The sequence below is a fragment of the Phytoactinopolyspora halotolerans genome (genome assembly GCF_010550675.1).
GTDB lineage: Bacteria > Actinomycetota > Actinomycetes > Jiangellales > Jiangellaceae > Phytoactinopolyspora > Phytoactinopolyspora halotolerans.
This window is the reverse complement of record NZ_JAAGOA010000002.1, coordinates 371,195-394,412: the sequence shown is the minus strand read 5'-3', so window position 1 is coordinate 394,412 and position 23,218 is coordinate 371,195. Positions and strand designations below refer to the sequence as shown.

Sequence of the window (23,218 nt, the reverse complement as noted above, 5' to 3'; positions counted from 1 at the left end):
CGCGTTCAACCGGATGCGGTAGACGTACAAGGAGGTACCGACTGTGACCGAGACTGACCACGACGACCGGCTCGCCCTCGAGCGTGACCTCGCCCTGCGCATGGCTGCGGAGCGGCTCGGCGAAGAGTTCGCCGGCGTCTTCAACACCGAGACGATCGTCCGGTTCTTGGATTCCAGCTTCGACCAGTTCGCCGACTCGGCACGGATCCCGAACTTCCTGCCGCTCATGGCCGAGCGGTTCGCCCGGCAGCGGCTGCGCGCGCTCGCCAAGGTTGAGGGCAAGCACGACGAGGGCCTTCCGACCGTGCTGTTCCTCTGCGTGCACAACGCCGGCCGGTCGCAGATGGCGCTCGGCTTCTTCGAGCACCTGGCCGGCGGCCGGGCGGTCGCCTGGTCGGGTGGATCCGAACCCGGCGTCGAAGTCAATCCCGCCGCCGTCGAGGCGATGGCGGAGCGCGGCATCGACATCTCGAAGGAATTCCCCAAGCCGTGGACCGACGAGATCGTCCAAGCCGCCGACGCGGTGATCACTATGGGTTGCGGAGACGCGTGCCCGGTCTTTCCCGGCAAACGTTACGAGGACTGGGTGCTGGAAGATCCGGCCGGTCAGGGAGTCGATGACGTGCGCCCGATCCGGGACGAGATCGAGCGCCGGGTACGCAACCTGCTGGACGAACTGGGTGTGCCGGTCGCGCCTTGAACGATGCCCACGTCGGCCCCGGCGACAGCCCGGCCGGGGCCGACGTCGCGTACTCAGCGCGCCGCGGCGCCGGTCGGGCCGGCCGCGTACGGAATCAGCCGAACCGGCCGGAGACGTAGTCCTCCGTCGCCTTCACGCCTGGCTTGGTGAAGATCTTGGTGGTGTCGTCCATCTCGATCAGCTTGCCCGGCTTGCCGGTGCCGGCGATGTTGAAGAAGGCCGTGCGATCACTCACCCGAGCCGCCTGCTGCATGTTATGCGTCACGATCACGATGGTGTAGTTCTGCTTGAGCTCGCCGATCAGGTCCTCGATGGCCAGGGTCGAGATCGGGTCCAGAGCCGAGCAGGGCTCGTCCATCAGGAGCACCTCCGGCTGCACGGCGATCGCGCGGGCGATGCACAACCGCTGCTGCTGACCGCCGGAGAGCCCAGCACCGGGCTTGTCGAGACGGTCCTTGACCTCGTTCCATAGGTTGGCACCGCGCAGAGACCGCTCGGCCACCTCGTCGGCCTCCGACCGGCTCATCCGCTTGCTGTTCAGCTTCAGCCCGGCCAGCACGTTGTCCCGGACGGACATCGTCGGGAAGGGGTTGGGCCGTTGGAACACCATCCCGATCTGGCGCCGGACGTTGACCGGATCGACGCCGTAGGCGTAAAGGTCCTCGCCGTCCAGCATGACTTTGCCTTGAACCCGCGCGCCCGGGATGACCTCGTGCATCCGGTTCAGCGCCCGAAGGAAGGTCGACTTCCCACAGCCAGACGGGCCGATGAACGCCGTCACCGAGCGGGCTTCGATCTCCATCGACACGCCCTCGACAGCGAGGAAGTCTCCGTAATAGATATTCAGATCGCCGACGTCGATGCGCTTGGACATAGTGTGGACCTCTTTGGTTTCTAGCGGCCGGTCTTCGGGGCGAACGCCTTGGCGATGAGCCGAGCGATCAGGTTGAGCAGCATGACGATGATCACCAGTGTGAACGCCGCTGCCCACGCTCGATCGAGACTCGGCTGAGGTTCGCTGCCGGAGAGAGGACGCATGGCCAGACTGTAAACGTACGAGGGCAGCGACATCATCCAGTCACTGAACGGGTTGGTGTTGATCGATGACGTGAACCCCGCCGTCACGATCAGCGGGGCCGTCTCGCCGACCACGCGCGCGATCGCCAATGTCACGCCGCTGGCGATACCTGAGATGGCCGTCGGGATGACCACCCTGACGATCATCCGCCACTTCGGCACGCCGAGCGCATAAGCGGCCTCCCGCAACTCGTTCGGGACGATGCGCAGCATCTCTTCACTCGAGCGTACGACAACCGGGATCATCAGAACAGACAGGGCGACGGCACCGGCGAAGCCGTTCCGGGTGCCGACCCCGAACAGCACCGCGAACAGCGCCGCCGCGAACAGGCCGGCCACGATCGACGGGATACCGGTCATGACGTCGACGAAGAACGTGATCGCCCGGGCGAGTCGTCCGCGGCCGTATTCGACCAGGTAGATCGAGGTCATCAGGCCGATCGGAACCGAGATGGCCGTGGCCAGGGCCGTGATGATCAGCGTTCCCACCAGGGCGTGATAGGCGCCGCCGATCAGCGGCGCGCCATCCTGCATGGTCTGCTGATCCTGCAGGCCTGTCACGTTCCGCATCGACGTGGTCAGGAAGTCGACCCCGAACGCGCTCAAGCCATTGCCGATCACCGACCAGACGACGGCGATCAGCGGTATCAGCGCGAGTGCGAACGCGGTGACGACGAGCGTCGTGACCAGTCTGTCGGTGGCCTTACGCCGGCCCTCGACGGCCGCGGAGACCGCGGTCAGTGCGGCGGCGAAGATCACGATGCCCAAGAAGACGAACAACGGGATGCTGAAACCGATGACAGCTGCCAGCCCTGCCGATACAGCGGCCGCGGCGACCAGGAGTCCGGCGGGCGCGAATCGATGCAACTGGTTGCTGGTGAGCGTGCTGGTCGCACGCGGCGTGGACGTAGCGGCGCTCATCAGTTGGCCCCCGAGAATTCCTTGCGGCGCGACACAATCCAGCGGGCGAGCATGTTGACTCCCAGCGTGATGACGAACAGCACCAGACCGGCTGCGATCAAGGTGTTGGTCTTCAGCCCGGAGGACTCTGGGAAGTCCAGGGCGATCTCCGCGGCGATCGTGTTGTTGCCACTGCTGACCAGAGACCAGGTGAACCCGCCGGTGGAGAGCACCATCGCGACCGCCATCGTCTCACCCAGGGCTCGGCCGAGGCCCAACATGACCCCACCGATCACGCCGGGCTTGCCGAAGGGGATGACCGACATCCGGATCATCTCCCACCGGGTCGCGCCGAGCGCGAGCGCGGCCTCCTCGTGCAGCTTCGGTGTCTGCAGGAACACCTCGCGAGAGACCGCGGTGATGATCGGGAGGACCATCACCGCCAGCACCAGACCGGCGGTCATCATGGTTCGGCCCGTCGCGGAAGCCGGTCCGGTGAACAGGGGTATGAATCCGAGGTTCTCGGCTAGCCATGCCCACGCGCCCTGCACATTCGGCGCCAGCCACTGGATCCCCCAAAGACCGTAGACCACGCTCGGGATCGCCGCCAGCAGGTCCACGACGTACCCCAGGCCTTGGGACATCCGTCGTGGCGCGTAGTGCGAGATGAACAGGGCGATCCCCAGCGCCAGCGGTGTGGCGACGATCAGGGCGATCAGGGCCGCGACGAGAGTCCCGAAAACGAGCGGCCATACGTAGGAGAAGAAGCCCTCCCCGCCCTCGATCTCAGACGGATCAGCCTGGAACGTCGGGAGCGCCTCCGACACGAGGAAGACCGTGACGCCGGCCAGCACGATCAGAATGAGGATGCCGGCCGCACGTGCGGCGATCGAGAAGTTACGGTCACCCGGCCGGACACTGCCGCGTCGGCCACTAGGCCGCTGGTCCGCCTCCGGCGGTGCTTTCGTCGTGGTCGTCACGTCTCCACTCCGGGCTCTGTGCGCTGTTGGACCGACCAGTACGCGAGGCGCACGACGCCGGGCGGCCCGCTCCGCAGAGGAGTGTAAACCGCCCGGCGACGTACGATCACCATCGCGATCGAATGGATCAGCCGACCTGGATCGAATCGACGATTCCCTGAACCTGGCTCTGCATGTCCGGCGAGATCGGCGCGGAGCCGGCCGCGTCGGCCGCAGCCTGCTGGCCCTCGTCACTGGCGACGTAGCCGACCCATGCCTTCACCAGGTCACCGGTGGCGGCGTCCGAGTAGGCCGTGCACACCACGGTGTACGAGACGAGCACGATCGGGTAGTTGCCCGACTCGGTCGTGTCCCGTGCCAGCTCGAGAGCGAGGTCGTTCTCCGCACGCCCTTCGGCCAGCGGCGAGTTCTCGACGACGGCCGCGGCGGCCTCAGCGGAGTACTCGACGAACTCCTCACCCACACCGATGGCGGCGGTGGTACGGTCGCCCGCGGCCGCGGCGCTGGTGTAACCGATGGTGCCCTCAGCAGCATCGACCGCCTGGAGCACGCCCGGAGTCTGGGCACCGGCCTCACCGGTCAGACCCGACGGCCAGTCACCGCTGACCTCATGCGTCCAGACGTCGGGCGCGGCCGCCGCCAGGTACTCCACGAAGTTCTCCGTGGTGCCGGACTCGTCGGAGCGGTGCACCGGCGTGATCTGCAGGTCCGGAAGCTCGGCCTCCGGGTTGTCCTCGGCGATCGCCGGGTCGTTCCAGTTGGTGATGTCCTCGTTGAAGATCCCTGCCAGCGTTTCCGGGCCGAGCTGCAGGTTGTCCACGCCGGGGAGGTTGTACGGGACCGCGATCGGGTCGATGTACAGCGGGAGGTTCACTGCCGGAGCGCCGCAGGCCTCCTCGGCCGCAGCCATCTCCTCCTCGTCGAGCGCAGCGTCGGTGCCGGCGAACGGAACCGCACCGGAGGTGAACTGTTCACGCCCCGCGCCGGACCCCTCGGGTGCGTAGTTGACCGTGACGTCCGGGTACTGCGACTGGAAGCCGGCGATCCAGGCCTGAACGGCGGCTTCCTGCGAGCTCGCGCCCGCACCGTTGAGCGTGCCGGACAGGTCGGCCATGGCGCCTTCGTCGCCCTCGGCGTCCCCCTCGGCCGTGTCCTCGCCACCCTCACCGCTGGTGTCGGTGTCCTCCCCCTCGGAGGTGGTGTCGCCGTCGTCGCTGTTGTCCGAATCGGTGTCAGGATCCGAGCCACAGGCGCCCAGCACCAAGGCAGCAGCGCCAACGACAGCGACGGGAGCCAGCTTGCGGCGCGCAATGCTGAGTTTCACGTTGGATGTCCCTTCCTGGACTTATGCGTCCTTTACCGTGCCGAAGGTAGGAAAGCGAAGTGACACCGCGGCCCGCAGAGGGTGAACGGAGCATGAATGCCGACGGTCACTTGACCGTCGATTTCGTGTCCGCCGGCCGACTTTCAGGTGAACAGACCACATGTGCCGTTGCGGCGTGGTCACAACGTCCAGGCCACAGCGGTCTCGGTTTGATGACAGAGGCCAGCCGTGCCATCCGGTACTAGGAGACACCGCAGCGGGTATCGAGGCGAGACAGAGGAGGTAACGCGATGACAACCACCGATGTCGAGCGACTACACCGAGCCTTGTCCGACGTCGACTTTCCGGCCGGCAAGGACGATCTCGTGACTCATGCGGAGCGGGCGCACGCCGATCAGGACACGATCCGCGTTCTCCGTGCCATGCCGCCGGTGCACTACTCCAACATGGCCGAGGTCGAACGCTCGGTGCCGTTGGGGCCCGAGCGAGAGCCCGCGGACCAGGCGGCGCAGCGTCGCATGCATACCCACCCCGGGCTGTCCGAACAGAACAAGGACACCCCCGGGCATCCGATCGCCGACGAGGTCGGTGAGAACAGGGGCAGCTGACGCCGCGGAGCTCCGGGCGAGTGGGTGAAGATCATGTCTGTCGCCGGCCGCCTCCGCCTGATTGAATGGGCTGGTGGAGGTACGCGCAATGAAGCGGACAGCGGCGATCGTCGGAGCAGGGCCGGCGGGCCTGTACCTGCTCGCCAATCTGCTGGAGGCGGACGCGTTTCGGCGGGTTGACGTCTTCGAGGCAGTGCCGGCACCGTTCGGACTGGTCAGATACGGCGTGGCCCCGGATCACCCGAAGACCCGCACGATTTCGAAGGTGCTGGCGGCCGGGTTCGACTACGCCGACGCGCACTACTTCGGCAACGTGACCGTCGGCCAAGACATCTCTGTGGCAGACCTCCGTCGCTGCTACGACGTCGTCGTCTTCTCCACCGGCATGCGTGGCGACCGTGAGCTCGGTATCGCAGGCGAGGACCTGCCTTTCTCGTTCGGCGCGTCGGAGCTGGTCGCCTGGTACACCGGACATCCGGACGCACCCAAGATCACCCTCCCGGACGATCTCCGGTCCGCCGTCGTGATCGGCGCCGGAAACGTGGCCCTCGACGTCGCTCGGCTGCTCGCCCGCGACCCCGACGAACTGGTCGGCACGAGCATGCCGCGCCCGGTGGTGGATGCCTTCAAGGCGAGCACGCTGACCGACGTCCATCTGGTGGCTCGGCGAGGACCTGCCCAGGCCAAGTTCACCTCGCCGGAGCTGCGGGAGATCGGCAAGCTCGACGGGGTCGACGTGGTCGTCGAACCCGATGACCTCGTCCTCAGCCCCGATGATCAGGCCGAGGTGGAGAACCGGCGGCAGGCCAAGACCACGGTCACCGTCCTCGGGGAGTGGGCCGAGCGCTCGCCCAACCCGGCCGCGCGCCGCATCCACTTCCACTTCTGGCGGCGCCCGGTCCGGATTCTCGGTGACACGGCCGTCAACGGCGTCCAGGTGGAACCGACGCGTGCCGTGCCGAGGGCCTCGGCCCCGGACACGATCCTGCCTGCGCAGATGGTGGTGCGCGCGATCGGTTATCGCGGAACGGCCGTGCCCGGTCTCCCGTTCGACGACGGGAGCGGCACCATTCCATCAGCCGACGGCAGAGTGGTCGGCGATGACGGACCGCTACCAGGTATGTACGTCACCGGGTGGCTCCGCCGCGGCCCGACCGGCGTCATCGGGACCAATCGTCCGGACGCCGGCGAGGTGGCTGCGTCGATTCTCGGCGACTTGCCGGAGCTGCCCGTCCCGGACGGCTCTCCTGAAGAGCTGACCGCATTGCTCGATCAGCGGAACACCCAACTGCTGACCTGGGACGACTGGCACCGGCTCGAAGCGTACGAAGCCGAGCTGGGCAGGCCGCACGGTGGCGACCCGATCGTCGTCGACGATCTGGAGACCGTCCTGAGGGTCATCGCGCAGCGCACGTGACCCCCGGGGAGCCAGCCGCGGGTCGGAACCGGCCTACGTCAGGACGCGGGTCACTCCCGACCGGTATGCCGTCGGCCTGGTGTAGGCGGTCTCGTCGCCGAGTGCCGAGGCGCTGCTCGTCCCCGTACCGTCGCCGTCCTCGCCGCCCCAGACGTCGCCGGACTCATCACCGCCGGACTCATCACCGCCCGACTGATCACCGCCGGACTCATCACCGCCGGACTCATCACCGCCCGACTGATCACCGCCGGACTCATCACCGCCCGACTGATCACCGCCGGACTCATCACCGCCGGACTCATCACCGCCGGACTCATCACCGCCCGACTGATCACCGCCGGACTCATCACCGCCGGACTCATCACCGCCGGACTCATCACCGCCGGACTCATCACCGCCGGACTCATCACCGCCCGACTGGTCACCACCGGATTCGTCCCCGCCGGACTCGTCTGACTCTTCTTCGTCAGGTTCGCTGTAGCCGGACGCATCGCCGCCGCCGGACGAGTCATCGTCGTAGTACTCACCGCTGGGCGGAGCAACTGGGGTGTAGGCATTGACGTACGCAGGCTCGGGGAACTCGGCGACCGGTTCGTCTCGGAGCGCGGACTTCATGAAGGCGGTCCAGGTGGTCGCCGGATATCCCCCGCCGGCGAAGTTCTCCATGCCGCCGACACCGTCGAGCGAATCCGTGCCGTCGCCGCGGAAGTAGGCCACGGTCGTCGCCAGTTGCGGCGTGAAGCCGGCGAACCAGGAGGTCTGATCCTGGTGCGTTCCGGTCTTACCGGCGGCCGGCCGGTCGAAGCCCAACTCACGCACCCTCGCCCCGGTTCCACCGTCGACCACCTGCGTCATCGCATACGTGACGTCCGCCATCACGTCCTCGTCGAAGGCGCGGCGCGTCTCACCGTCGTGCTCGTACACGACCTCGCCCGAGGAATCCCGGACCTCCGACACCGTATATGTGTCGGCGTGCATCCCCTGTGCGGCCAGCGTGGCGTAGGCCTCGGCCATCTCCAGCGGCGACACGGAGGCGATGCCGAGCGTCACACGTGCGTTCGGGTCCAGGCCGGGGGCATCTTCGGGTATCCCGGCCCGGACCATGGCGTCGACCACGGTCTGCGAACCGATGTTGTAGGTGAGATCGACGAACGCCGTGTTGATCGAGTTCGCTGTGGCCCGGGTGAGATCCACAGACCATCCGTACGAGACGTCGTTCTGGTTCGCCACCGGCGGGCCGAGGCCTTCCGCCTCGTACGGAGAGTTTCCGGCGAAGCCGCTGTACAGCGAATAGCCCTCTTCCAACCCCGCGGCGAGGGTGAACGGCTTGACGGTCGACCCAGGCTGGATCCGCGCGTCGACCGCGTCGTTGACGGACTGCTCCACGGCGTCCGGCCCGCCATACAGAGCGACGATGCCACCGTCGCCCGGACGCACCGACGCCAGACCGACACGTACGCCGTCGGCGTTCTCGGTCGGCCGCTCCTCGTCGACCGCCCGCTGGGCGACGTCCTGGACACGCTCGTTGAAGGTCGTCGTCACCCGGAGCCCGCCGCTGTCGATCTCCGATTCGGTGAATCCGAGCGTCAGGAGTTCGTCCCTGACCATCTTCAGCAGGTAGCCCTTCGGCCCGCCATAGCGGTTCTCCCGGACCTCGTCCTGGATCTCGGGCAGCTCGGTCTCAGCCGCGGTCTGCTGGTCGATCGCACCGATCTCCACCATGCCGTTGAGCACGTAGTCGAAGCGTTGCTCGAACCGGTCCGCGTTGTCCTCGCTGACCGTCGGATCGTACAAGCTCGGCGAGCGGAGGATGGCCGCCAAGGCCGCGCTCTGCGCCAGGTCCAGCTCCGCCACATCGACGCCGAAGTACGCCTGCGACGCAGTCTGGACCCCGTACGTGCCACGGCCGAACCAGATCGTGTTCAAGTAGTCGGTGAGGATCTGGTCCTTGTCCGTCTCCTGATCCACTTTGACCGCGATGACCAGCTCGTTGAGCTTCCTGGTCCAGGTCTGATCCTGGGTGAGGTAGTAGTTCTTGACGTACTGCTGAGTGATCGTCGACCCGCCGCCCGCCGACGCGCTGCCGGTCAACTGCTGCCAGGCGGCGCGCGCCGTGCCGGTGATGGAGAAGCCCGGGTTCTCGTAGAAGCTACGGTCCTCGGCCGCGACCACGGCGTTCCTCAACGTGTCGGGGATGTCCTCGGTGTTGACGATCTCCCGGTTCTCAACACTGAACCGGCCCAGTTCCGATTCGCCGTCGTCAAAGGCGACGATCGTGGTTTCGGATGTGGAGAAATCATTCGGCTCCGGGACGTCGATCGTGACGAACAGGTACGTGACGGCGCCCGCGCCGAGCAGCAGGAAACCGAGGAAATAGAGCAGGAACGCCTTCCAGGTGAAGAAGCGTCGCCACCCCTTCTTCGAGGTAGCGCGATACTTCGGACCTGAGCGCGCGGCGTTCAGGTCCTCCTTGTCAGGCGGTAGCTCATTCATGCTCGTTCGATCGTATGCGCGTCGTCGTTGATCTGTTGCCACGTTGTTGGCAATATGTGGCCAGACTCACCTCAGCCCAACGCTTCGCCGAGCCGCCGGAGTTCCCCGGCGCGCGCCGCTGCGCGGGGCGGCAGGCTACTTTCGCCGCTTCGGCGCGACCTCGACCACCTCTTCCTCTTCGCTGGAGAACCACCGGACGAGCATCCGGTCCATCCGAATCCGGCCGGGCCCGAGCAGGACGATCGCCGCACATCCGCCGGCCAGCACCAGGACCAGCTCGATCCCGCCGTCCTCGATGAAGATTCCGTTCTCAGCGTGGACCAGCACCAGCGCACCGACCATCACGCCGGAGAACGCCGCCGCGACCAGCCTGGTGAGGATGCCGAGGCCGAGCATCCCGCCGCCCACCAGCTCGAGGACCGCCACCCCAGGCGCGGCCACGTCCGCGAAGGGGACATCCATCTCGGTGAACGTCTCCCGCGTACCGTCGAGCGTCCAGTCGTAGAACTTCTGCCAGCCGTGCGCGACGAAGACGACCGCCAGCACCAGCCGCAGAAGCAGACAGGCGACGTCATGCAGAGCGCGCGACGGATTCATGATCACATTGCACTACGCGGCACCCGGGCGACCCGGGTTGCGACACGCCGGCATGGAGCGGAAAAAGCTACGACGCGTCGGACGACGTCCAATCCTGTCGCCGAATCTCGTAACAGGCCAACGCCGCGGCCGTGGCGACGTTCAGCGATCCCACCTTGCCGATCTGCGGGATGTAGGCGACGGCGTCGCACGAGCCCAGACATGGCGCGGACAGGCCGTGGTCCTCCGCGCCGACCGCGATACAGACTTCGTCCGCACCGAGCTCGAGCTGGTGGAGCGGCTGGGCATCATGGGTGAGCTCCAGGCCGATCACCCGGTACCCGTCCTCGCGCGCCCGCGCGATCCCGTCGGCGACGTCGCTGAAGCTTCGCACGTCCAGGTACCGGTCGGTGCCCATGGCGAGCTTCTGCGCCTTGGCGTCACCCGGTGACGCGGTCCGGCCCACCGCGTAGAGATGCTCGACACCGAGTGCCGCCGCCGTACGCACGATGGCGCCGACATTGAACGGCGACTGCACGCCCTCCAGCAGCAACGCGATCCGCGCCGTGCTGCGCCGCTTCCACGACCGGTGCAGCCGCTTCAGGTCGGTGCCCCGCAATTGCGACACGTCGCCGCTCCTCTCTCCTCGTCGTCGGTGGGTCAGCGATGTGACTCGACCTGAAGCAGCCGATAGCCCCGCTCCGACACCAGCCTCGTGGTCGGAAAGCCCTGCTCAGTGAGCCACTTGGCGAGCGAGTCCGACCCGAGGTGCTTGTGTACGACGAGTACTGCCGTGCCGCCCGGCAGCAACCGGCTCAGCCACCGCTGAAGCAGCTCATGCAGCGCCGCCTTACCGATCCGGATCGGCGGATTCGAATAGATCGCGGCGAAGCGCACCTCCTCGGGCACCTCGTCCGGTGCGGCGGCGACGACGTTGCCACGAGCGGCGGCCCCGGCGTTCAGCCGGACCAGGTGCAGTGCGCGCTCGTTGACGTCCACCGCCCACACCTTGGTCCGTTTCCGCCGGCTGGCGAAGGTGAGCGCGATCGGCCCGTATCCGCAACCCAGATCGAGGATATCGCCGCGGATCCGCGGCATCGGCGCCTGCGCGAGCAACACCCGGGTCCCCGCGTCGAGCCGGCCGTGCGAGAACACGCCCGTGTCCGTGGTCAGATCAAGCTCGACGTCGTCCAACCGCACCCGCACGGTGTCGGTCCGGCTACCGGCGCGCGGCGTCGCAGAGAAGTAGTGCTCACCCCGTTCCGGCACTTCTTCTCCCGCTCTCCCATCGACCCCGTGGCGCTGCTCAATCGTACGCCGCACGCGCTCAGCGCGCGGCCGGCGTGAAGGCGGCGACCGTCGCGGCCCCCGTCACCCGGCACTCACCGGCGGAGTATGGCACCGCCAGCGTCATCCCGCGCTCGATCGCCGTCGTCCAGCCCTCGCCCACCAGGGTTCCGGCTCCGTCCAGCACGACGACGGTCGAATAGCCGGCCGGCAGGACGCCGCCGTCCCGCACCCGCCACGCGCCGAAATACCCGTCCGCGGGCTCCGGCATCAGCCGCACCACCGCCTCACCGGACGCCGCTCGATCACGTGCCCCCCGGATGATCAGCTCCGACAGCACATCGTCGGTGAGCGGCGCGACATCGACGCAGCCGAGCGCGACGTCGAGCTCCGCCCCGCCGAACGCCTGGCTCGAGTCGGGCAGGAACGCCTGCCACTCCAGCAGGACGGAGAGGTCGGCCGCCTGCTGGACCTCCACCAGGAATACGCCTTCGCAGATCGCGTGGGCGGTGCCGGCCGGGACCAGGATGACGTCGCCCGGGCCGACCGGTACCGGATTCATCGCCTCCAGCATCGCCGGGATGTCCTGCCGTCGAACCAGATCGACCAGCCGCCATAGCGGCATCTCGTCCCGCCAGCCGAGGTGGACCCGTGCTCCCGGCGGCGCCTCCATGATCAGCCACGCCTCGGTCTTGCCCTGCGCGGCATCCAGCCGGGAGCGGGCGAACGCATCGTCCGGGTGCACGTGCACGGGCAGCCGCTGGCCGGCATCCAGGTACTTCACCAGCGGAACCGCCAGCGACGACGGCGCCGGCCGCCCCGCCGCCACCGACGTCGCTGGCGCGGGGCCGAGCCAGCCGGCGGGATCGGCGTCGACCGCGTCCCGGAGCAGTCGTCCGTCGGGTAGCGCCGTCAGTCCGGAGCCCGGGTCGCCGAAGCGGCTGACGGTCGAGGCTATCCAGTCCTCCGGCCGGTCCCGTGGCACGACGCCGGTGCGGTCGCCGCGGAAGTCGGCGATCCGTCCGGCGCCCCGATAGAACGTCGGCGGTAGGTGCGGTGGCAGGATCACGGGGCGCACGAGAACTCCATCCGGCTGACGAATCCCGGGCACGGGCGGATCAGCGTTCTTCCTCGGAGCGATCGCCGGACCAGTCGACATGGAAGGTGCCGGGCCGGTCGATCCGCTGGTAGGTGTGCGCGCCGAACAGATCGCGCTGCCCTTGGATCAGCGCCGCCGGCAGCCGTGGCGCACGCAGCCCGTCGTAGTACGACAGGGCGCTGCTGAAGCCCGGCACCGGGACACCCAGCTGCGCCGCGGTCGCCACCACCCGCCGCCAGCCGTCCTGTCCGTTGGACACCGCCTGGCTGAAGTAGTCATCCACCAACAGCGACGGAAGGTCGCGGTTGCGGTCGTAGGCCTCCCGGATCCGATCCAGAAAGCGGGCACGGATGATGCATCCCCCACGCCAGATAGTGGCCATCGCGCCGAGGTCGATGTCCCACCCGAAGTCCTCGCTGGCGGTGCGGATGGTGTCGAAGCCCTGCGCGTAGGCGACCAGTTTCGATGCGTACAGCGCATCCCGGATGTCGTCGAGGAATCGCTGCCGGTCCTCGACCGTCGCCGGCGTGGAGGGCCCGGTCAGCACACCCTGCGCGGCCTCGCGCCGGCCCACGTCGCTGGAGAGTCCACGGGCGAAGACGGCCTCGGCCATGCCGCTGACCGGGATGCCGAGCTCGAGCGCCGCGATCACCGTCCAGCGGCCGGTACCCTTCTGCCCGGCCTGATCCAGCACCACGTCCACGAACGGCTTGCCGGTGTCGCCGTCGGTGTGCGCGAGAACCTCGGCGGTGATCTCCACCAGGAATGACTCCAGGTCCCCGTCGTTCCACGCGGTGAAGACCTCGGCGATCTCGGCCGGCTCCATACCGAGGCCGTTGCGCATCAGGTCGTAGCTCTCGGCGATCAGCTGCATGTCCGCGTACTCGATGCCGTTGTGCAGCATCTTGACGAAGTGTCCGGCGCCGTCCGGCCCGACGTGCGTGCAGCATGGCGTGCCGTCCACCTCGGCGGCGATCTTCTCCAGTAACGGTTGCAGCGCGGCATAGGCCTCCGCGGTGCCGCCCGGCATGATGCTGGGCCCGAGCAGCGCTCCCTCTTCACCGCCGGAGACACCCATCCCGACGAAGTGCAGGCCCTTCTCCCGCAGGTCCGCCTCCCGGCGGCGGGTGTCCCGGTAGTGCGCGTTGCCGCCGTCGATGATGATGTCACCGGAATCCAGCAGCGGAATCAGCTCATCGATGACGGCATCGGTCGGCCCGCCCGCCGGCACCATGATCACCACCCGGCGCGGCCGCTCCAGTGCCTGCACGAGCTCGTCCAGTCCAGTCGCCGGCACGAAGTCGCCTTCCTGCCCGAACTCGGCCATGAGCGCGTCGGTACGTTCCCTGCTGCGGTTGTGCACGCCGACGCGGAAACCGTTCCGGGCGAAGTTGCGGGCGAGATTCCGCCCCATCGTCCCGAGGCCGGTCACCGCTACGTCCGCCAGTCGGTCTTCAGCCATGCTCACTCCTCATCTCAGCCTCGGAGTCCGGCCCAGAACCCCGACGGGACTGCGCCATCAGGTCGAGGACGGACTCTGCAGCAACAGTGAAGCACTCGGCGTTCGCGCGCTGGATGAGTGCCTCCAGGTTCACCGGATCAGAGATCACCGGGTCAGGCTCGAAGGTCGAGGCCGGCCAGAACGGCGTCGGCGATCTCCTCCGGGCCTCGGTCGACGTCCACCGCGATCCCGTCCTCGTCCTCTTCCAGCTCCTCTAAGGTCTCGAACTGAGAGGTCAGCAGGGACGACGGCATGAAGTGTCCGGACCGGTAGGCGATCCGTTCGCCGATCACGTCGAACTCGCCGGACAGATGCGCGAACCGGACCGCGCCGTCGGCCTCCCGCAGCACGTCCCGATAGACGCGCCGCAGCGCCGAGCAGGTCACCACGGTGCTGCGCCTGTCCCGGGCCTGCGCCGACATCCAGTCGGCCACGGCGCGCAGCCAGGGCCACCGGTCTTCGTCCTCCAGCGGCTTACCCGCGGCCATCTTCTGGACATTGGCTTCCGGATGGAAGTCGTCCCCCTCGGCATATGGCCACGCCAGCCGTCGTGCCAGCAGCTTCGCCACGGTGGTCTTTCCCGATCCGGACACACCCATGACGACGATGTGCTGGGGAGTCTGGAGCACCAGCATCCTCCTGTGGTCTTCGCCCGCGGCGGTCCACGGGCTGGCGGCACACGACCTGCGTTCCCCCGGCATCCGGGCAGGCAAACCTGCCCACCCGTGCCCCGCAGTCGCGCCTCGACACTAGCAGGACCGGGCCATCGGGCAGAATGACCCGTCGAGAGTCTGCAGGTGCCGACGCGAGAGGTCGAAGGTCGAGGTCGTGACAGCTACCACGCCCAACTGGGTGTTTCAGAAGATCGCCGAGGAACTCGGCGTGCGCGAAGGTCAGGTCCGCGCCGCTGTTGCGCTGCTGGACGAGGGGTCGACAGTGCCCTTCATCGCCCGGTATCGCAAGGAGGCGACCGGGATGCTCGACGACGCCCAGCTCCGCACGCTGGAGGAGCGGCTGCGCTACCTGCGCGAGTTCGAGGAACGCCGCACGACGATCCTCGATTCGATCCGTGAGCAGGGCAAGCTGACCGAGGCGCTCGAGGCGCAGATCATGGCCGCCGAGACGAAAGCCCGGCTGGAAGACATCTACCTGCCGTTCAAGCCGAAACGACGGACCAAGGCGCAGATCGCCCGCGAGGCCGGGCTGGAGCCGCTGGCGGACGGACTGCTGTCCGATCCGGGCCAGGATCCGGAGACCACCGCGCGGGCCTACCTGACCGAGAGCGTCCCGGACGTGGCGGCCGCCCTCGACGGCGCCCGGGCCATCCTGGTGGAACGCTTCGCCGAGGACGCCGACCTCATCGGCGACCTGCGGGAACGGGTCTGGTCGCGAGGCCACATGGTGGCGAAGGTCCGGGACGGCGCTGCCGAGTCGGGCGCGAAGTACGCCGACTACTTCGACTTCTCCGAGCCGCTGGCGAAGTTGCCGTCGCACCGGGCGCTGGCTCTCTTCCGCGGTGAGAAGGAGGAGGTCCTCGATCTCACCGTGGAGCCGAATCCCGACGACGACGCGCCGGCCGCCACCGGCACGTTCAACCCGTACGAGTCCGCCATCGCCGCCCGGTTCGAGATCGACAACCGCGGCCGCCCCGCGGACGCCTGGCTGGCCAAGGCGGTCCAGTGGGCGTGGCGGACGCGGATCATGGTCAACCTCTCGGTCGACCTGCGCATGCGGGTACGACAGGCCGCCGAGGAGGAGGCTATCCGGGTCTTCGCCGGCAACCTGCGCGACCTCCTGCTCGCCGCCCCGGCCGGCACCCGTCCGACCATGGGGCTCGACCCTGCCTACCGGACCGGTGTGAAGGTCGCCGTCGTCGACGCCACCGGCAAGGTCGTCGCCACGACGACCACCTATCCGCACAAGCCGCAGGGGCAGTGGGATGACGCTCTGGTGGTGCTGGAGAAGCTGGTTCGCGAGCACCACGTGGAACTGATCGCGATCGGCAACGGCACAGCCTCACGCGAGACCGACCAGCTGGCCGGCGATCTGGTGAAGCGCTGCCCGGACCTGAAGCTCTCCAAGATCATGATCTCCGAGGCCGGCGCGTCGGTGTACTCGGCGTCGTCGTTCGCCTCGCGCGAACTGCCTGACCTGGACGTGTCCCTGCGTGGCGCGGTATCCATCGCCCGGCGCCTGCAGGATCCGCTCGCCGAGCTGGTCAAGATCGAGCCGAAGTCGATCGGGGTCGGTCAGTACCAGCACGATCTGTCCGAGTCGGACCTGTCGCGCTCGCTCGACGCGGTGGTCGAGGACTGCGTGAACGCGGTCGGTGTCGACCTCAACACCGCCTCGACACCGCTGCTCGCCCGGGTCTCCGGAATCAGCGGTGGGCTGGCGGAGAACATCGTGGCGCATCGCGAGGCGAACGGCCCGTTCCCCTCCCGTGCGGCGCTGCAGAAGGTGCCGCGGCTGGGACCGAAGGCTTTCGAGCAGTCGGCCGGCTTCCTGCGTATCCGGGGCGGCGACGAGCCGTTGGACGCCTCCAGTGTGCACCCGGAGTCGTATCCGCTGGCTCGACGGATCGCCCAGGCGGCCGGCGGCGACGTGAAGACGCTGCTCGGCAACGGGCGTGCGCTGCGCGGCCTGAAGCCGTCGGACTTCGTGAACGATGCCTACGGCCTGCCCACGGTCACCGATGTCCTCGCCGAGCTGGAGAAGCCGGGCCGCGATCCGCGCCCGTCGTTCAAGACCGCCACATTCACCGAGGGTGTGGAGACGGTGGCCGACCTGAAGCCGGGGATGCGGCTGGAGGGCGTGGTGACGAACGTGGCCGCGTTCGGCGCGTTCGTCGACGTCGGCGTACACCAGGACGGCCTGGTGCACATCTCCGCCATGTCGCACGAGTTCGTCAACGATCCGCGGGACGTGGTGAAGCCGGGCGACGTGGTCAAGGTGAAGGTCCTCGAGGTCGACGTCCCTCGGAATCGCATCTCGCTCACACTCCGCCTCGACGACGAGGTTCCCGCTCCCGGCACGGACCGGCGCCAGTCCGCCGGCGACGGCGAACGCCGCGGCGGTTCGTCGGCGAACCGTCCGTCGCCGGGCCGAGGCGACCGAGGTCGCGGCAAGGGACGGGATGACCGTACCGGGCGCGGTCGTGACCGGGGTCGCGGCGGTCGCGGCGACTCGGCTCCCGACGGCGCCATCGCTGACGCCCTGCGCCGTGCCGGCTACCAGCTCCCCAAGGATTAGCGGGCACGGGCGGCGTCGGCCACGTCGCGCACGGCCGGGAGGCCAGTTTGACGACAGACTGGTCCGTTCCAGTCTCTGGGCCCGCACGCCGACCGGCCGGAGGAATGTCGCGGTCAGGGCCGTACCGGTTTGAACGGCCCTGGTCCGGGTACCTCAGGCGCCATGTCCACTGAACACCACGGCCGGTCGGACGACCCACGCAAGTCGTTCCGACCCAGGTTCTTTGTGCCCTTGGCGGCCTTCCTGATCAGTGCCTTCGTGGTGCTTATGGTGGTTTTCCTCTTCATCTCGGATTAGGCGTTGACATACGCCGCACTCCATGTTTCGGTGGTTTATAACGAAGTGGTTAAGCAGCAGCCACGCACAAAGCTCAAAAGCTCTGAGTAGGTGTTCGCTGTGTCCGCTCCGATGACCACACCCCGTCGCTCCAACCACACCTCGAATCGTGACGATGGCGACCGTGTCGAGCTGACACACCGTCTGTTGAAGGAAGCGGCGGCCGCCCCGGATGATGAGGAGCGTCGCAGGCTTCAGGACGAAGTCATCGTCCTGAACACCGGGCTCGCCGAGTCCATCGCACGCCGCTACGCCAAGCGCTCCGAGGAGCAGTCCGACGTCACCCAGGTGGCGTACGTCGGGCTGGTCAATGCGGTGCGTAGGTTCGCTCCGGACCGCGGCATCGACTTCATCTCGTTCGCCATGCCCACGATCACCGGCGAGATCAAACGCTTCTTCCGTGACCAGGGATGGACGGTTCGGCCGCCCCGCCGGATCCAGGATCTGCATCGTCAGATCACGGCCGCCACCTCCCACCTGTCCCAGACCCTGGGCCGCTCGCCCAGCCCGGAGGAGCTCGCCGACCACCTCGGCGAAGAGGTCGCCGACGTGAACGAGGCGCTGTCGTGCCGCAGTTGCTACACACCGGTGTCGATCGACGCCCCGACACGAACCGAGGAGGGAACCTCACTGTCCGACCTGCTCGGCGCCGACGACGGCAACTTCGACCGCTCGGAGGCGACGACGGCGCTCCAGCCGCTCTGTCGCGAGCTGCCGGAACGGGACAAGCGAATCCTGTACCTGCGGTTCTTCCATGGCTGGACGCAGCAGGAGATCGCGCAGGAGCTGGGTGTGACTCAGATGCAGGTCTCCAGGCTACTGGCGCGGATCCTGGGCCACCTGCGGACCCGGCTGGGGAGCCTGGAGGCGGGGGACGGGCACGTCAAAGGTCGTCGGGAAGCTTCCGGGTCTCAACCAGCTGCTCGGCGACGTCGCGCAGCTTGACGTTGGTGTCCTGAGAGTAGCGCCGCAACACCTCGAACGCCCGGCGCGCGTCGAGTTCGTAGCGCTCCATGAGGAGTCCCTGCGCCTGGCCGATGACATTCCGTGTCTCCATGGCCCGGCGCAGGTCGGACTCCTCACGCATGTTATCGATCGCCACTGCGGCATGGTCGGCCACGGCTTGCGCGCGAGCCGCATCCGCATCGTCCAATCGATCCGGATACGAGGTGTAGAGGTTGAGCATGCCGACCGTGCGTCGCCGGGTGGACAGGCAGGTGCTCACGGCCCCGCGCACGCCCAGGTCGGCCGCGATCGGACCCCACCTGGGCCAACGATCGTCCTGCATGACGTCGCGGACCAGGAAGGATCGGTGCTCGCGTGCGGCGCTCACGCACGGCCCCTCATGCAGCCGGTCCTGCCACGCGTCGGCTTGCTCAGCCGCCTCATCGGAGGCGCCGAGCGGTTCCAGCCGTTGCGCCCCCCGCACGAGCACGACGCTGCCGTCCTCGGCAGCGGTCAATTCGGTGGCACAGCGCACCACTCGTTCGACCGTACGGTCCAGCACCGGCACGTCAGCGAGATTCTTCGCCAGCTCGGCCAGCGCGAGCGCCTCGTCAGAACTCACTGTTACCTCCGCCGTGCCGTAGAACTCGACCGTCTGCGGTCCGGTGCCCACCGGTTCCCCTCGCGGGGTCTCTCAGGACCATCGTCACTCGTAATCCCGCCCACGCCAACACATTCACGCCGGTCTTTACATGACGCCTGCCGCACGTGGGTAACCAGCACAGACAGACACCGGCCGGACAGCCGGTGCGACTTCATTCCGCAGTACCACGGGAGGTCCGGATGGTCGCGAACAACCTCGCGCACAATGTGAAGAACACCCGGCTTGTGGAAGAGATCTGCCAGCACCCGGGACCCTTTCTCAGCGTCTACCTCGACGTCCGCCGCGATGTCGAGGAAGCCGTCCATCAGCTCAACGTACGTTGGCGCTCCGCGCGCGAGGATCTGCTCCGGAACGGTGCACCAGAGGATCTCGTCGACCTGACCGGCGAGCGGATCCAAGCCGGGCACCACGCGGCCGGTGCGGCCGCCCGGATGGTCGTCGCGGCGGACGGGCGCATCCTGCTGGACGATGTCGTGACGGCCCCGGGCGATCACACGGCCCTCACCTGGGGCCCGCTGCCGGACCTGGTCGCGTGGCTCGCCGACCGCAACACCATGCTGCCGCTGCTGGTGGTGCTGGCGGACCGGGAAGGCGCCGACTTCGAACGGTACGACGCGTGGCCGGAGACGCCGGAGGCGACGGCGGACGTACACGGCGATACCGAGCACATGACCAAGGTGCTGGTGGGTGGCTGGTCGCACAAGCGGTACCAACGGCGCGCGGAGAACACCTGGCGACACAACGCCGAGAACGTCGCCGCCGAGATCGAGCACCAGGTGGAATCGGGCGTGCGGATGGTGGCCGTCGCCGGAGACCTGCGGGCCCAAGGCGAGATCCAGCATGCCGTCGGTGAGCGTACCCGCTCGCTTCTGGTCAATCTGGAGACCGGCGGCCGCGCCGACGGCACGTCGCGGCAAGCGCTGGACCACGCCGTCGACGAAGCGATCCGGAAGGTCGTCGCCGCCGACCAGCTCGAAGCGGTCCGAGAGTTCGAGCAGGAGGCCGGCCGGCACGGTGCGGCCGCGACAGGCATCGATGCCGTACTGCCCCGGCTGGCGCAGGGCCAGGTACGTACCGCGTTCATCGCCCCGGACGCCGCATCCGCCCGCACGATCGACCCGGCCCGCTATCCCGGCATCGTCCTTCCCGCCGGCGCGGCGGAGCACGCCGGACTGCGTGCCGATCTGACCGTGCTCTGCGCGGCGGCGATGACCGGTGCGGAGGTTCAGGTCGGCTCGTGGGCGATGGCCGACGACGGAATATCCGCGCTGCTGCGCTGGTAGCCGGCGGCGCTGCCGCAGTGGTAGCCGCGGCTGGGCCCAGCAACGTCGCTGCGCGATGTGCTCAGGTTCAGTCACGCCGCTGGGCTTGTTCGGCGAACTCCTGGCGCGGCCGGTGCAACTCCCCGATGGCCACCACCTGCCGGGGAAACATCGAATCGAGCACCCAGTCGGCGAGCACCCGAGACTTGCGGTTCGCTGTCGGCATCTGCGACAGGTGATACAGCCGGTGCAGCATCCAGGCCGGCAGGCCGCGCACCTTGGCGCCGTACACTTCGGCGACGCCCTGATGTAATCCGAGTGTCGCCACCGCGCCGGAGCTGCGGTGCGCGAAGGCCCGCACCGGCCGTCCCCGGAGAATGGCGCGGATGTTGTCGGCCAGCAGCTTCCCCTGACGCACCGCGTGTTGTGCGGTCGGCGGGTAGGTCGCCCCTTCCTCCTCCGAGGTCAGGTCCGGTATGGCGGCGCAGTCGCCCGCGGCGAAGACATTCGGCACACCCTTGACCTGCATGGAGGGTGTGCACTGCACACGACCCAGCTTGTCGTGCTCGAACTCGGCCTCGGCGATGACAGGTGCGGCCACCACGCCGGTCGTCCAGACGACCGTGCCCGCATCGAACTCGGCGCCGTCGGACAGGGTGACGTGACCGCCCTCCATGGTGTCGACGGTCGTCTCCATGCGCACCTCGATGCCACGACGCCGCAACACCTCGACGGTGTAGTCCGCCAGCGATCGACTGACCTCCGGCATGATCCTGTCTACGGCTTCCACCAGCATCCACCGCATCTCGGCCGGGTCGAGCGTCGGATAGTAGCGCTGTGCGGCGAACCGGGCCATGTTCTCCAGTTCACCCAATGCCTCGATGCCGGCATAGCCGCCGCCGACGAACATGAAGGTCAGCAGCTTGTTCCGCTGCACCGGATCGATCGTGCTGGCGGCCCGGTCCAGCTGGGAGAGCACGTGGTTACGCAGGTACACCGCCTCACCGAGGGTGGTGAACCCGACCGCCTGCTCGCTCAGCCCCGGCACCGGCAGTGTCTTGGAAGCCGATCCGGGGGCCAGGACGAGCAGGTCGTACCCGATATCCACCTCGTTGCCGTCGACCACATCGACCCGCACCGATCGGCGTTCCAGGTCGATGCCGATCGCTCGTCCCGTCAATACCTGACAACGCTTGAGCATCGCCCGAAGCGGGGCGACGGCGTGCCGCGGCTCGATGGCGCCGGATGCGGTCTCCGGCAAGAACGGCTGGTACGTCATGTACGGCCGCGGATCGACGACGGTGATGGATGCCTCGTTCGGGCGGAGTTTCGACTGTAACCGGCGCGCGGCGTGCAGGCCGGCGTAACCGGCGCCGACCACGAGCACGCGCGGGCGCAGAGTGGGATCATCGGTCATGCCCCGCGCTTACCCGGTGCCGCCCACGGCAAACGCGCTCACCGTTCCACGTTCGAGGTCAGGAGGCGTTCAGGATGATCTTGATGCACCCGTCCGACTTCTGCTGGAACATCTCGTAGCCCGACGGCGCCTCGTCCAGTGGGAGCTGGTGGGTGGCGAAGTCGTCGACGCCGAACACGTCGTTCTCCCCGAGTAGCGCCATCAGCTCTGCCGTCCAACGGCGCACATGCGCCTGCCCCATGCGGATCTGCAGCCCCCGGTCGAACATCTCGAGCATCGGCATCGGGTCGGCAGCGCCGCCGTACACCCCGCTGATCGATACCGTGCCGCCCCGCCGCGTCGCGCGGATAGCGGTGTGCAGCGCGTCCAGACGGTCGATCGCGTACCGTTCGGCCATCGGCTCCGCCACCGCATCGGGCAACGCGTTCACCGCCGACTGCAGCAGCTTGGCACCGGGCGAGCCGTGCGCCTCCATGCCCACGGCGTCGATCGTCGCGTCCGGCCCGCGGCCGTCGGCCATCGTCACCAGATGCTGGACGAGGTCGTCCACCTCGGTCATGTCCACCACGTCGACGCCGAAGGATGCCGCCCGATCCAGGCGCTCGGGCACCGAGTCGACCCCGATCACCCGCCGGGCGCCCCGGTGCTTGGCGATCCTGGTGGCGAACTGTCCCACCGGGCCGAGCCCGAGCACCGCCACGGTGCTGCCGTCGCCGACACCTGCATACTGCACCGCCTGCCATGCCGTGGGCAGAATGTCGGACAGGTACAGCCAATGCTGATCGCTGCCCCATTCGGGTACCGGGATCGGGCCGAACTGAGCCATCGGCACCCGCAACAGCTCCGCCTGGGCGCCGGGCACTGAGCCGTACAGCTTGGTGTAGCCGAACATCGCCGCGCCCTTGTCATGCTCGCGCACCTGCGTGGTCTCGCACTGGGCGTACAGCTGCCGCTCGCACATGTAGCAGGTGCCGCACGAGATGTTGAACGGCATGACGACGCGGTCGCCGGGCCGGATGTGGCTGACGTCAGACCCGACCTCCTGCACCACACCCATCGCCTCGTGGCCGAGAATATCGCCTTCGTCCAGGAACGGCCCCAGGACTTCGTACAGATGCAGATCCGAACCGCAGATCGCCGTCGTCGTCACATCGACGATCGCATCGGTGGGCTCTTCGATCCGTGGGTCGGGCACGTTCTCGACCCGCACGTCCCGCTTGCCGTGCCACGTCAGTGCCTTCATGGACGCTTCCCTTCGCTGTGTGCGTCGTCGTGGCTCGTCGTGGTCGCCGATACCCGGCGTGTGCGCAGGCAAACGGTGCCGCCGACGGGGGTGTCGGCGAGAGATCACCGAGTCATCAGGTCACACGTGGGTAACGC

20 protein-coding genes are annotated in these 23,218 nt (G+C 68.0%); 6 read left to right on the top strand and 14 right to left on the bottom strand.

The window, feature by feature from the left end; translation table 11 throughout:
* The first annotated feature begins 43 nt into the window (after positions 1-43).
* Entirely contained in the window at positions 44-700 is a 657-nt protein-coding gene (locus G1H10_RS04185) for an arsenate reductase ArsC (RefSeq protein WP_312856522.1), read from the top strand.
* 94 nt (positions 701-794) lie between these two features.
* Here the strand turns inward: G1H10_RS04185 and pstB are convergent, their stop codons facing one another.
* From pstB to pstS, 4 genes are all read right to left on the bottom strand, one after another.
* Complete coding sequence (gene pstB / locus G1H10_RS04180; protein ID WP_163733042.1) at positions 795-1,574, bottom strand: phosphate ABC transporter ATP-binding protein PstB; 780 nt, start codon at positions 1,572-1,574, stop codon at positions 795-797.
* A gap of 20 nt (positions 1,575-1,594) precedes the next feature.
* A complete protein-coding gene (gene pstA / locus G1H10_RS04175) occupies positions 1,595-2,698 on the bottom strand; it encodes a phosphate ABC transporter permease PstA (protein WP_163733039.1) in 1,104 nt (367 codons plus the stop codon).
* A complete protein-coding gene (pstC, locus tag G1H10_RS04170) occupies positions 2,698-3,657 on the bottom strand; it encodes a phosphate ABC transporter permease subunit PstC (RefSeq protein ID WP_163733036.1) in 960 nt (319 codons plus the stop codon). The genes pstA and pstC overlap by 1 nt, the downstream gene beginning before the upstream one ends.
* A gap of 127 nt (positions 3,658-3,784) precedes the next feature.
* Positions 3,785-4,981, bottom strand: coding sequence for a phosphate ABC transporter substrate-binding protein PstS (pstS, locus tag G1H10_RS04165; RefSeq protein WP_216852884.1), 1,197 nt, complete (start codon positions 4,979-4,981; stop codon positions 3,785-3,787).
* A 290-nt stretch (positions 4,982-5,271) separates the two neighbouring features.
* Here pstS and G1H10_RS04160 point away from each other — a divergent pair, with 290 nt between their 5' ends.
* Positions 5,272-5,589 (top strand): DUF2795 domain-containing protein, encoded by a 318-nt coding sequence (locus G1H10_RS04160; RefSeq protein ID WP_163733031.1) that lies wholly within the window; start codon positions 5,272-5,274, stop codon positions 5,587-5,589.
* Positions 5,590-5,677: 88 nt separating this feature from the next.
* Positions 5,678-7,006: a ferredoxin--NADP reductase domain-containing protein gene (locus G1H10_RS04155; RefSeq protein ID WP_163733029.1), complete on the top strand. Its 1,329-nt coding sequence runs from the start codon at positions 5,678-5,680 to the stop codon at positions 7,004-7,006.
* 33 nt (positions 7,007-7,039) lie between these two features.
* Here G1H10_RS04155 and G1H10_RS04150 read toward each other — a convergent pair whose 3' ends face one another.
* The 7 genes from G1H10_RS04150 to G1H10_RS04120 all read right to left on the bottom strand — a co-directional run bounded on the left by G1H10_RS04150 (position 7,040) and on the right by G1H10_RS04120 (position 14,597).
* A complete protein-coding gene (locus G1H10_RS04150) occupies positions 7,040-9,499 on the bottom strand; it encodes a transglycosylase domain-containing protein (RefSeq protein WP_163733025.1) in 2,460 nt (819 codons plus the stop codon).
* A gap of 135 nt (positions 9,500-9,634) precedes the next feature.
* Positions 9,635-10,096 (bottom strand): DoxX family protein, encoded by a 462-nt coding sequence (locus G1H10_RS04145; protein ID WP_163733022.1) that lies wholly within the window; start codon positions 10,094-10,096, stop codon positions 9,635-9,637.
* A 67-nt stretch (positions 10,097-10,163) separates the two neighbouring features.
* Positions 10,164-10,703 carry a TrmH family RNA methyltransferase gene (locus G1H10_RS04140; RefSeq protein WP_163733020.1) on the bottom strand — a complete coding sequence of 180 codons (540 nt, stop codon included), beginning with the start codon at positions 10,701-10,703 and terminating at the stop codon, positions 10,164-10,166.
* A gap of 32 nt (positions 10,704-10,735) precedes the next feature.
* Complete coding sequence (locus tag G1H10_RS04135) at positions 10,736-11,344, bottom strand: class I SAM-dependent methyltransferase (RefSeq protein WP_163733018.1); 609 nt, start codon at positions 11,342-11,344, stop codon at positions 10,736-10,738.
* Positions 11,345-11,402: 58 nt separating this feature from the next.
* Positions 11,403-12,440 (bottom strand): class I mannose-6-phosphate isomerase, encoded by a 1,038-nt coding sequence (locus tag G1H10_RS04130; RefSeq protein ID WP_163733015.1) that lies wholly within the window; start codon positions 12,438-12,440, stop codon positions 11,403-11,405.
* Positions 12,441-12,480: 40 nt separating this feature from the next.
* The gene (gene gnd / locus G1H10_RS04125; RefSeq protein ID WP_163733012.1) at positions 12,481-13,923 is read right to left on the bottom strand and encodes an NADP-dependent phosphogluconate dehydrogenase; all 1,443 of its coding nucleotides are present in this window, start codon (positions 13,921-13,923) and stop codon (positions 12,481-12,483) included.
* Positions 13,924-14,075: 152 nt separating this feature from the next.
* Complete coding sequence (locus tag G1H10_RS04120) at positions 14,076-14,597, bottom strand: gluconokinase (RefSeq protein WP_163733009.1); 522 nt, start codon at positions 14,595-14,597, stop codon at positions 14,076-14,078.
* A 193-nt stretch (positions 14,598-14,790) separates the two neighbouring features.
* On the opposite strand from G1H10_RS04120, the gene G1H10_RS34400 reads away from it, so the two are divergent.
* Together G1H10_RS34400 and G1H10_RS04110 are read left to right on the top strand one after the other, a co-directional pair.
* Positions 14,791-17,214 carry a Tex family protein gene (locus G1H10_RS34400; RefSeq protein ID WP_163733006.1) on the top strand — a complete coding sequence of 808 codons (2,424 nt, stop codon included), beginning with the start codon at positions 14,791-14,793 and terminating at the stop codon, positions 17,212-17,214.
* A 396-nt stretch (positions 17,215-17,610) separates the two neighbouring features.
* Positions 17,611-18,495, top strand: a complete 885-nt coding sequence (locus tag G1H10_RS04110; RefSeq protein WP_216852883.1) for a SigB/SigF/SigG family RNA polymerase sigma factor — start codon at positions 17,611-17,613, stop codon at positions 18,493-18,495.
* Here the strand turns inward: G1H10_RS04110 and G1H10_RS04105 are convergent.
* Positions 18,434-19,168 (bottom strand): GAF and ANTAR domain-containing protein, encoded by a 735-nt coding sequence (locus G1H10_RS04105; RefSeq protein WP_163733003.1) that lies wholly within the window; start codon positions 19,166-19,168, stop codon positions 18,434-18,436. The two genes, G1H10_RS04110 and G1H10_RS04105, sit on opposite strands and share 62 nt — an antisense overlap.
* Positions 19,169-19,338: 170 nt before the next feature.
* Between G1H10_RS04105 and G1H10_RS04100 the strand changes: the two genes are divergently transcribed.
* On the top strand, positions 19,339-20,442 hold the full coding sequence (locus G1H10_RS04100; protein WP_163733001.1) for a baeRF2 domain-containing protein: 1,104 nt from the start codon (positions 19,339-19,341) through the stop codon (positions 20,440-20,442).
* Between the two features lie 67 nt (positions 20,443-20,509).
* Here G1H10_RS04100 and G1H10_RS04095 read toward each other — a convergent pair whose 3' ends face one another.
* Both G1H10_RS04095 and G1H10_RS04090 read right to left on the bottom strand, forming a co-directional pair.
* Positions 20,510-21,838, bottom strand: coding sequence for an NAD(P)/FAD-dependent oxidoreductase (locus G1H10_RS04095; protein ID WP_163732998.1), 1,329 nt, complete (start codon positions 21,836-21,838; stop codon positions 20,510-20,512).
* Positions 21,839-21,896: 58 nt separating this feature from the next.
* Complete coding sequence (locus G1H10_RS04090; protein WP_163732996.1) at positions 21,897-23,081, bottom strand: zinc-dependent alcohol dehydrogenase; 1,185 nt, start codon at positions 23,079-23,081, stop codon at positions 21,897-21,899.
* Positions 23,082-23,218: the final 137 nt, after the last annotated feature.

Bases quoted from the DNA above. Each gene is read 5' to 3' on its own strand.
- G1H10_RS04160 (WP_163733031.1), top strand. From the start codon at position 5,272: ATGACAACCACCGATGTCGAGCGACTACACCGAGCCTTGTCCGACGTC.
- G1H10_RS04120 (WP_163733009.1), bottom strand. From the start codon at position 14,597: ATGCTGGTGCTCCAGACTCCCCAGCACATCGTCGTCATGGGTGTGTCC.
- G1H10_RS04155 (WP_163733029.1), top strand. From the start codon at position 5,678: ATGAAGCGGACAGCGGCGATCGTCGGAGCAGGGCCGGCGGGCCTGTAC.
- pstB (WP_163733042.1), bottom strand. From the start codon at position 1,574: ATGTCCAAGCGCATCGACGTCGGCGATCTGAATATCTATTACGGAGAC.
- gnd (WP_163733012.1), bottom strand. From the start codon at position 13,923: ATGGCTGAAGACCGACTGGCGGACGTAGCGGTGACCGGCCTCGGGACG.
- G1H10_RS04095 (WP_163732998.1), bottom strand. From the start codon at position 21,838: ATGACCGATGATCCCACTCTGCGCCCGCGCGTGCTCGTGGTCGGCGCC.
- G1H10_RS04090 (WP_163732996.1), bottom strand. From the start codon at position 23,081: ATGAAGGCACTGACGTGGCACGGCAAGCGGGACGTGCGGGTCGAGAAC.
- G1H10_RS04150 (WP_163733025.1), bottom strand. From the start codon at position 9,499: ATGAATGAGCTACCGCCTGACAAGGAGGACCTGAACGCCGCGCGCTCA.
- G1H10_RS04145 (WP_163733022.1), bottom strand. From the start codon at position 10,096: ATGAATCCGTCGCGCGCTCTGCATGACGTCGCCTGTCTGCTTCTGCGG.
- pstA (WP_163733039.1), bottom strand. From the start codon at position 2,698: ATGAGCGCCGCTACGTCCACGCCGCGTGCGACCAGCACGCTCACCAGC.
- G1H10_RS04100 (WP_163733001.1), top strand. From the start codon at position 19,339: ATGGTCGCGAACAACCTCGCGCACAATGTGAAGAACACCCGGCTTGTG.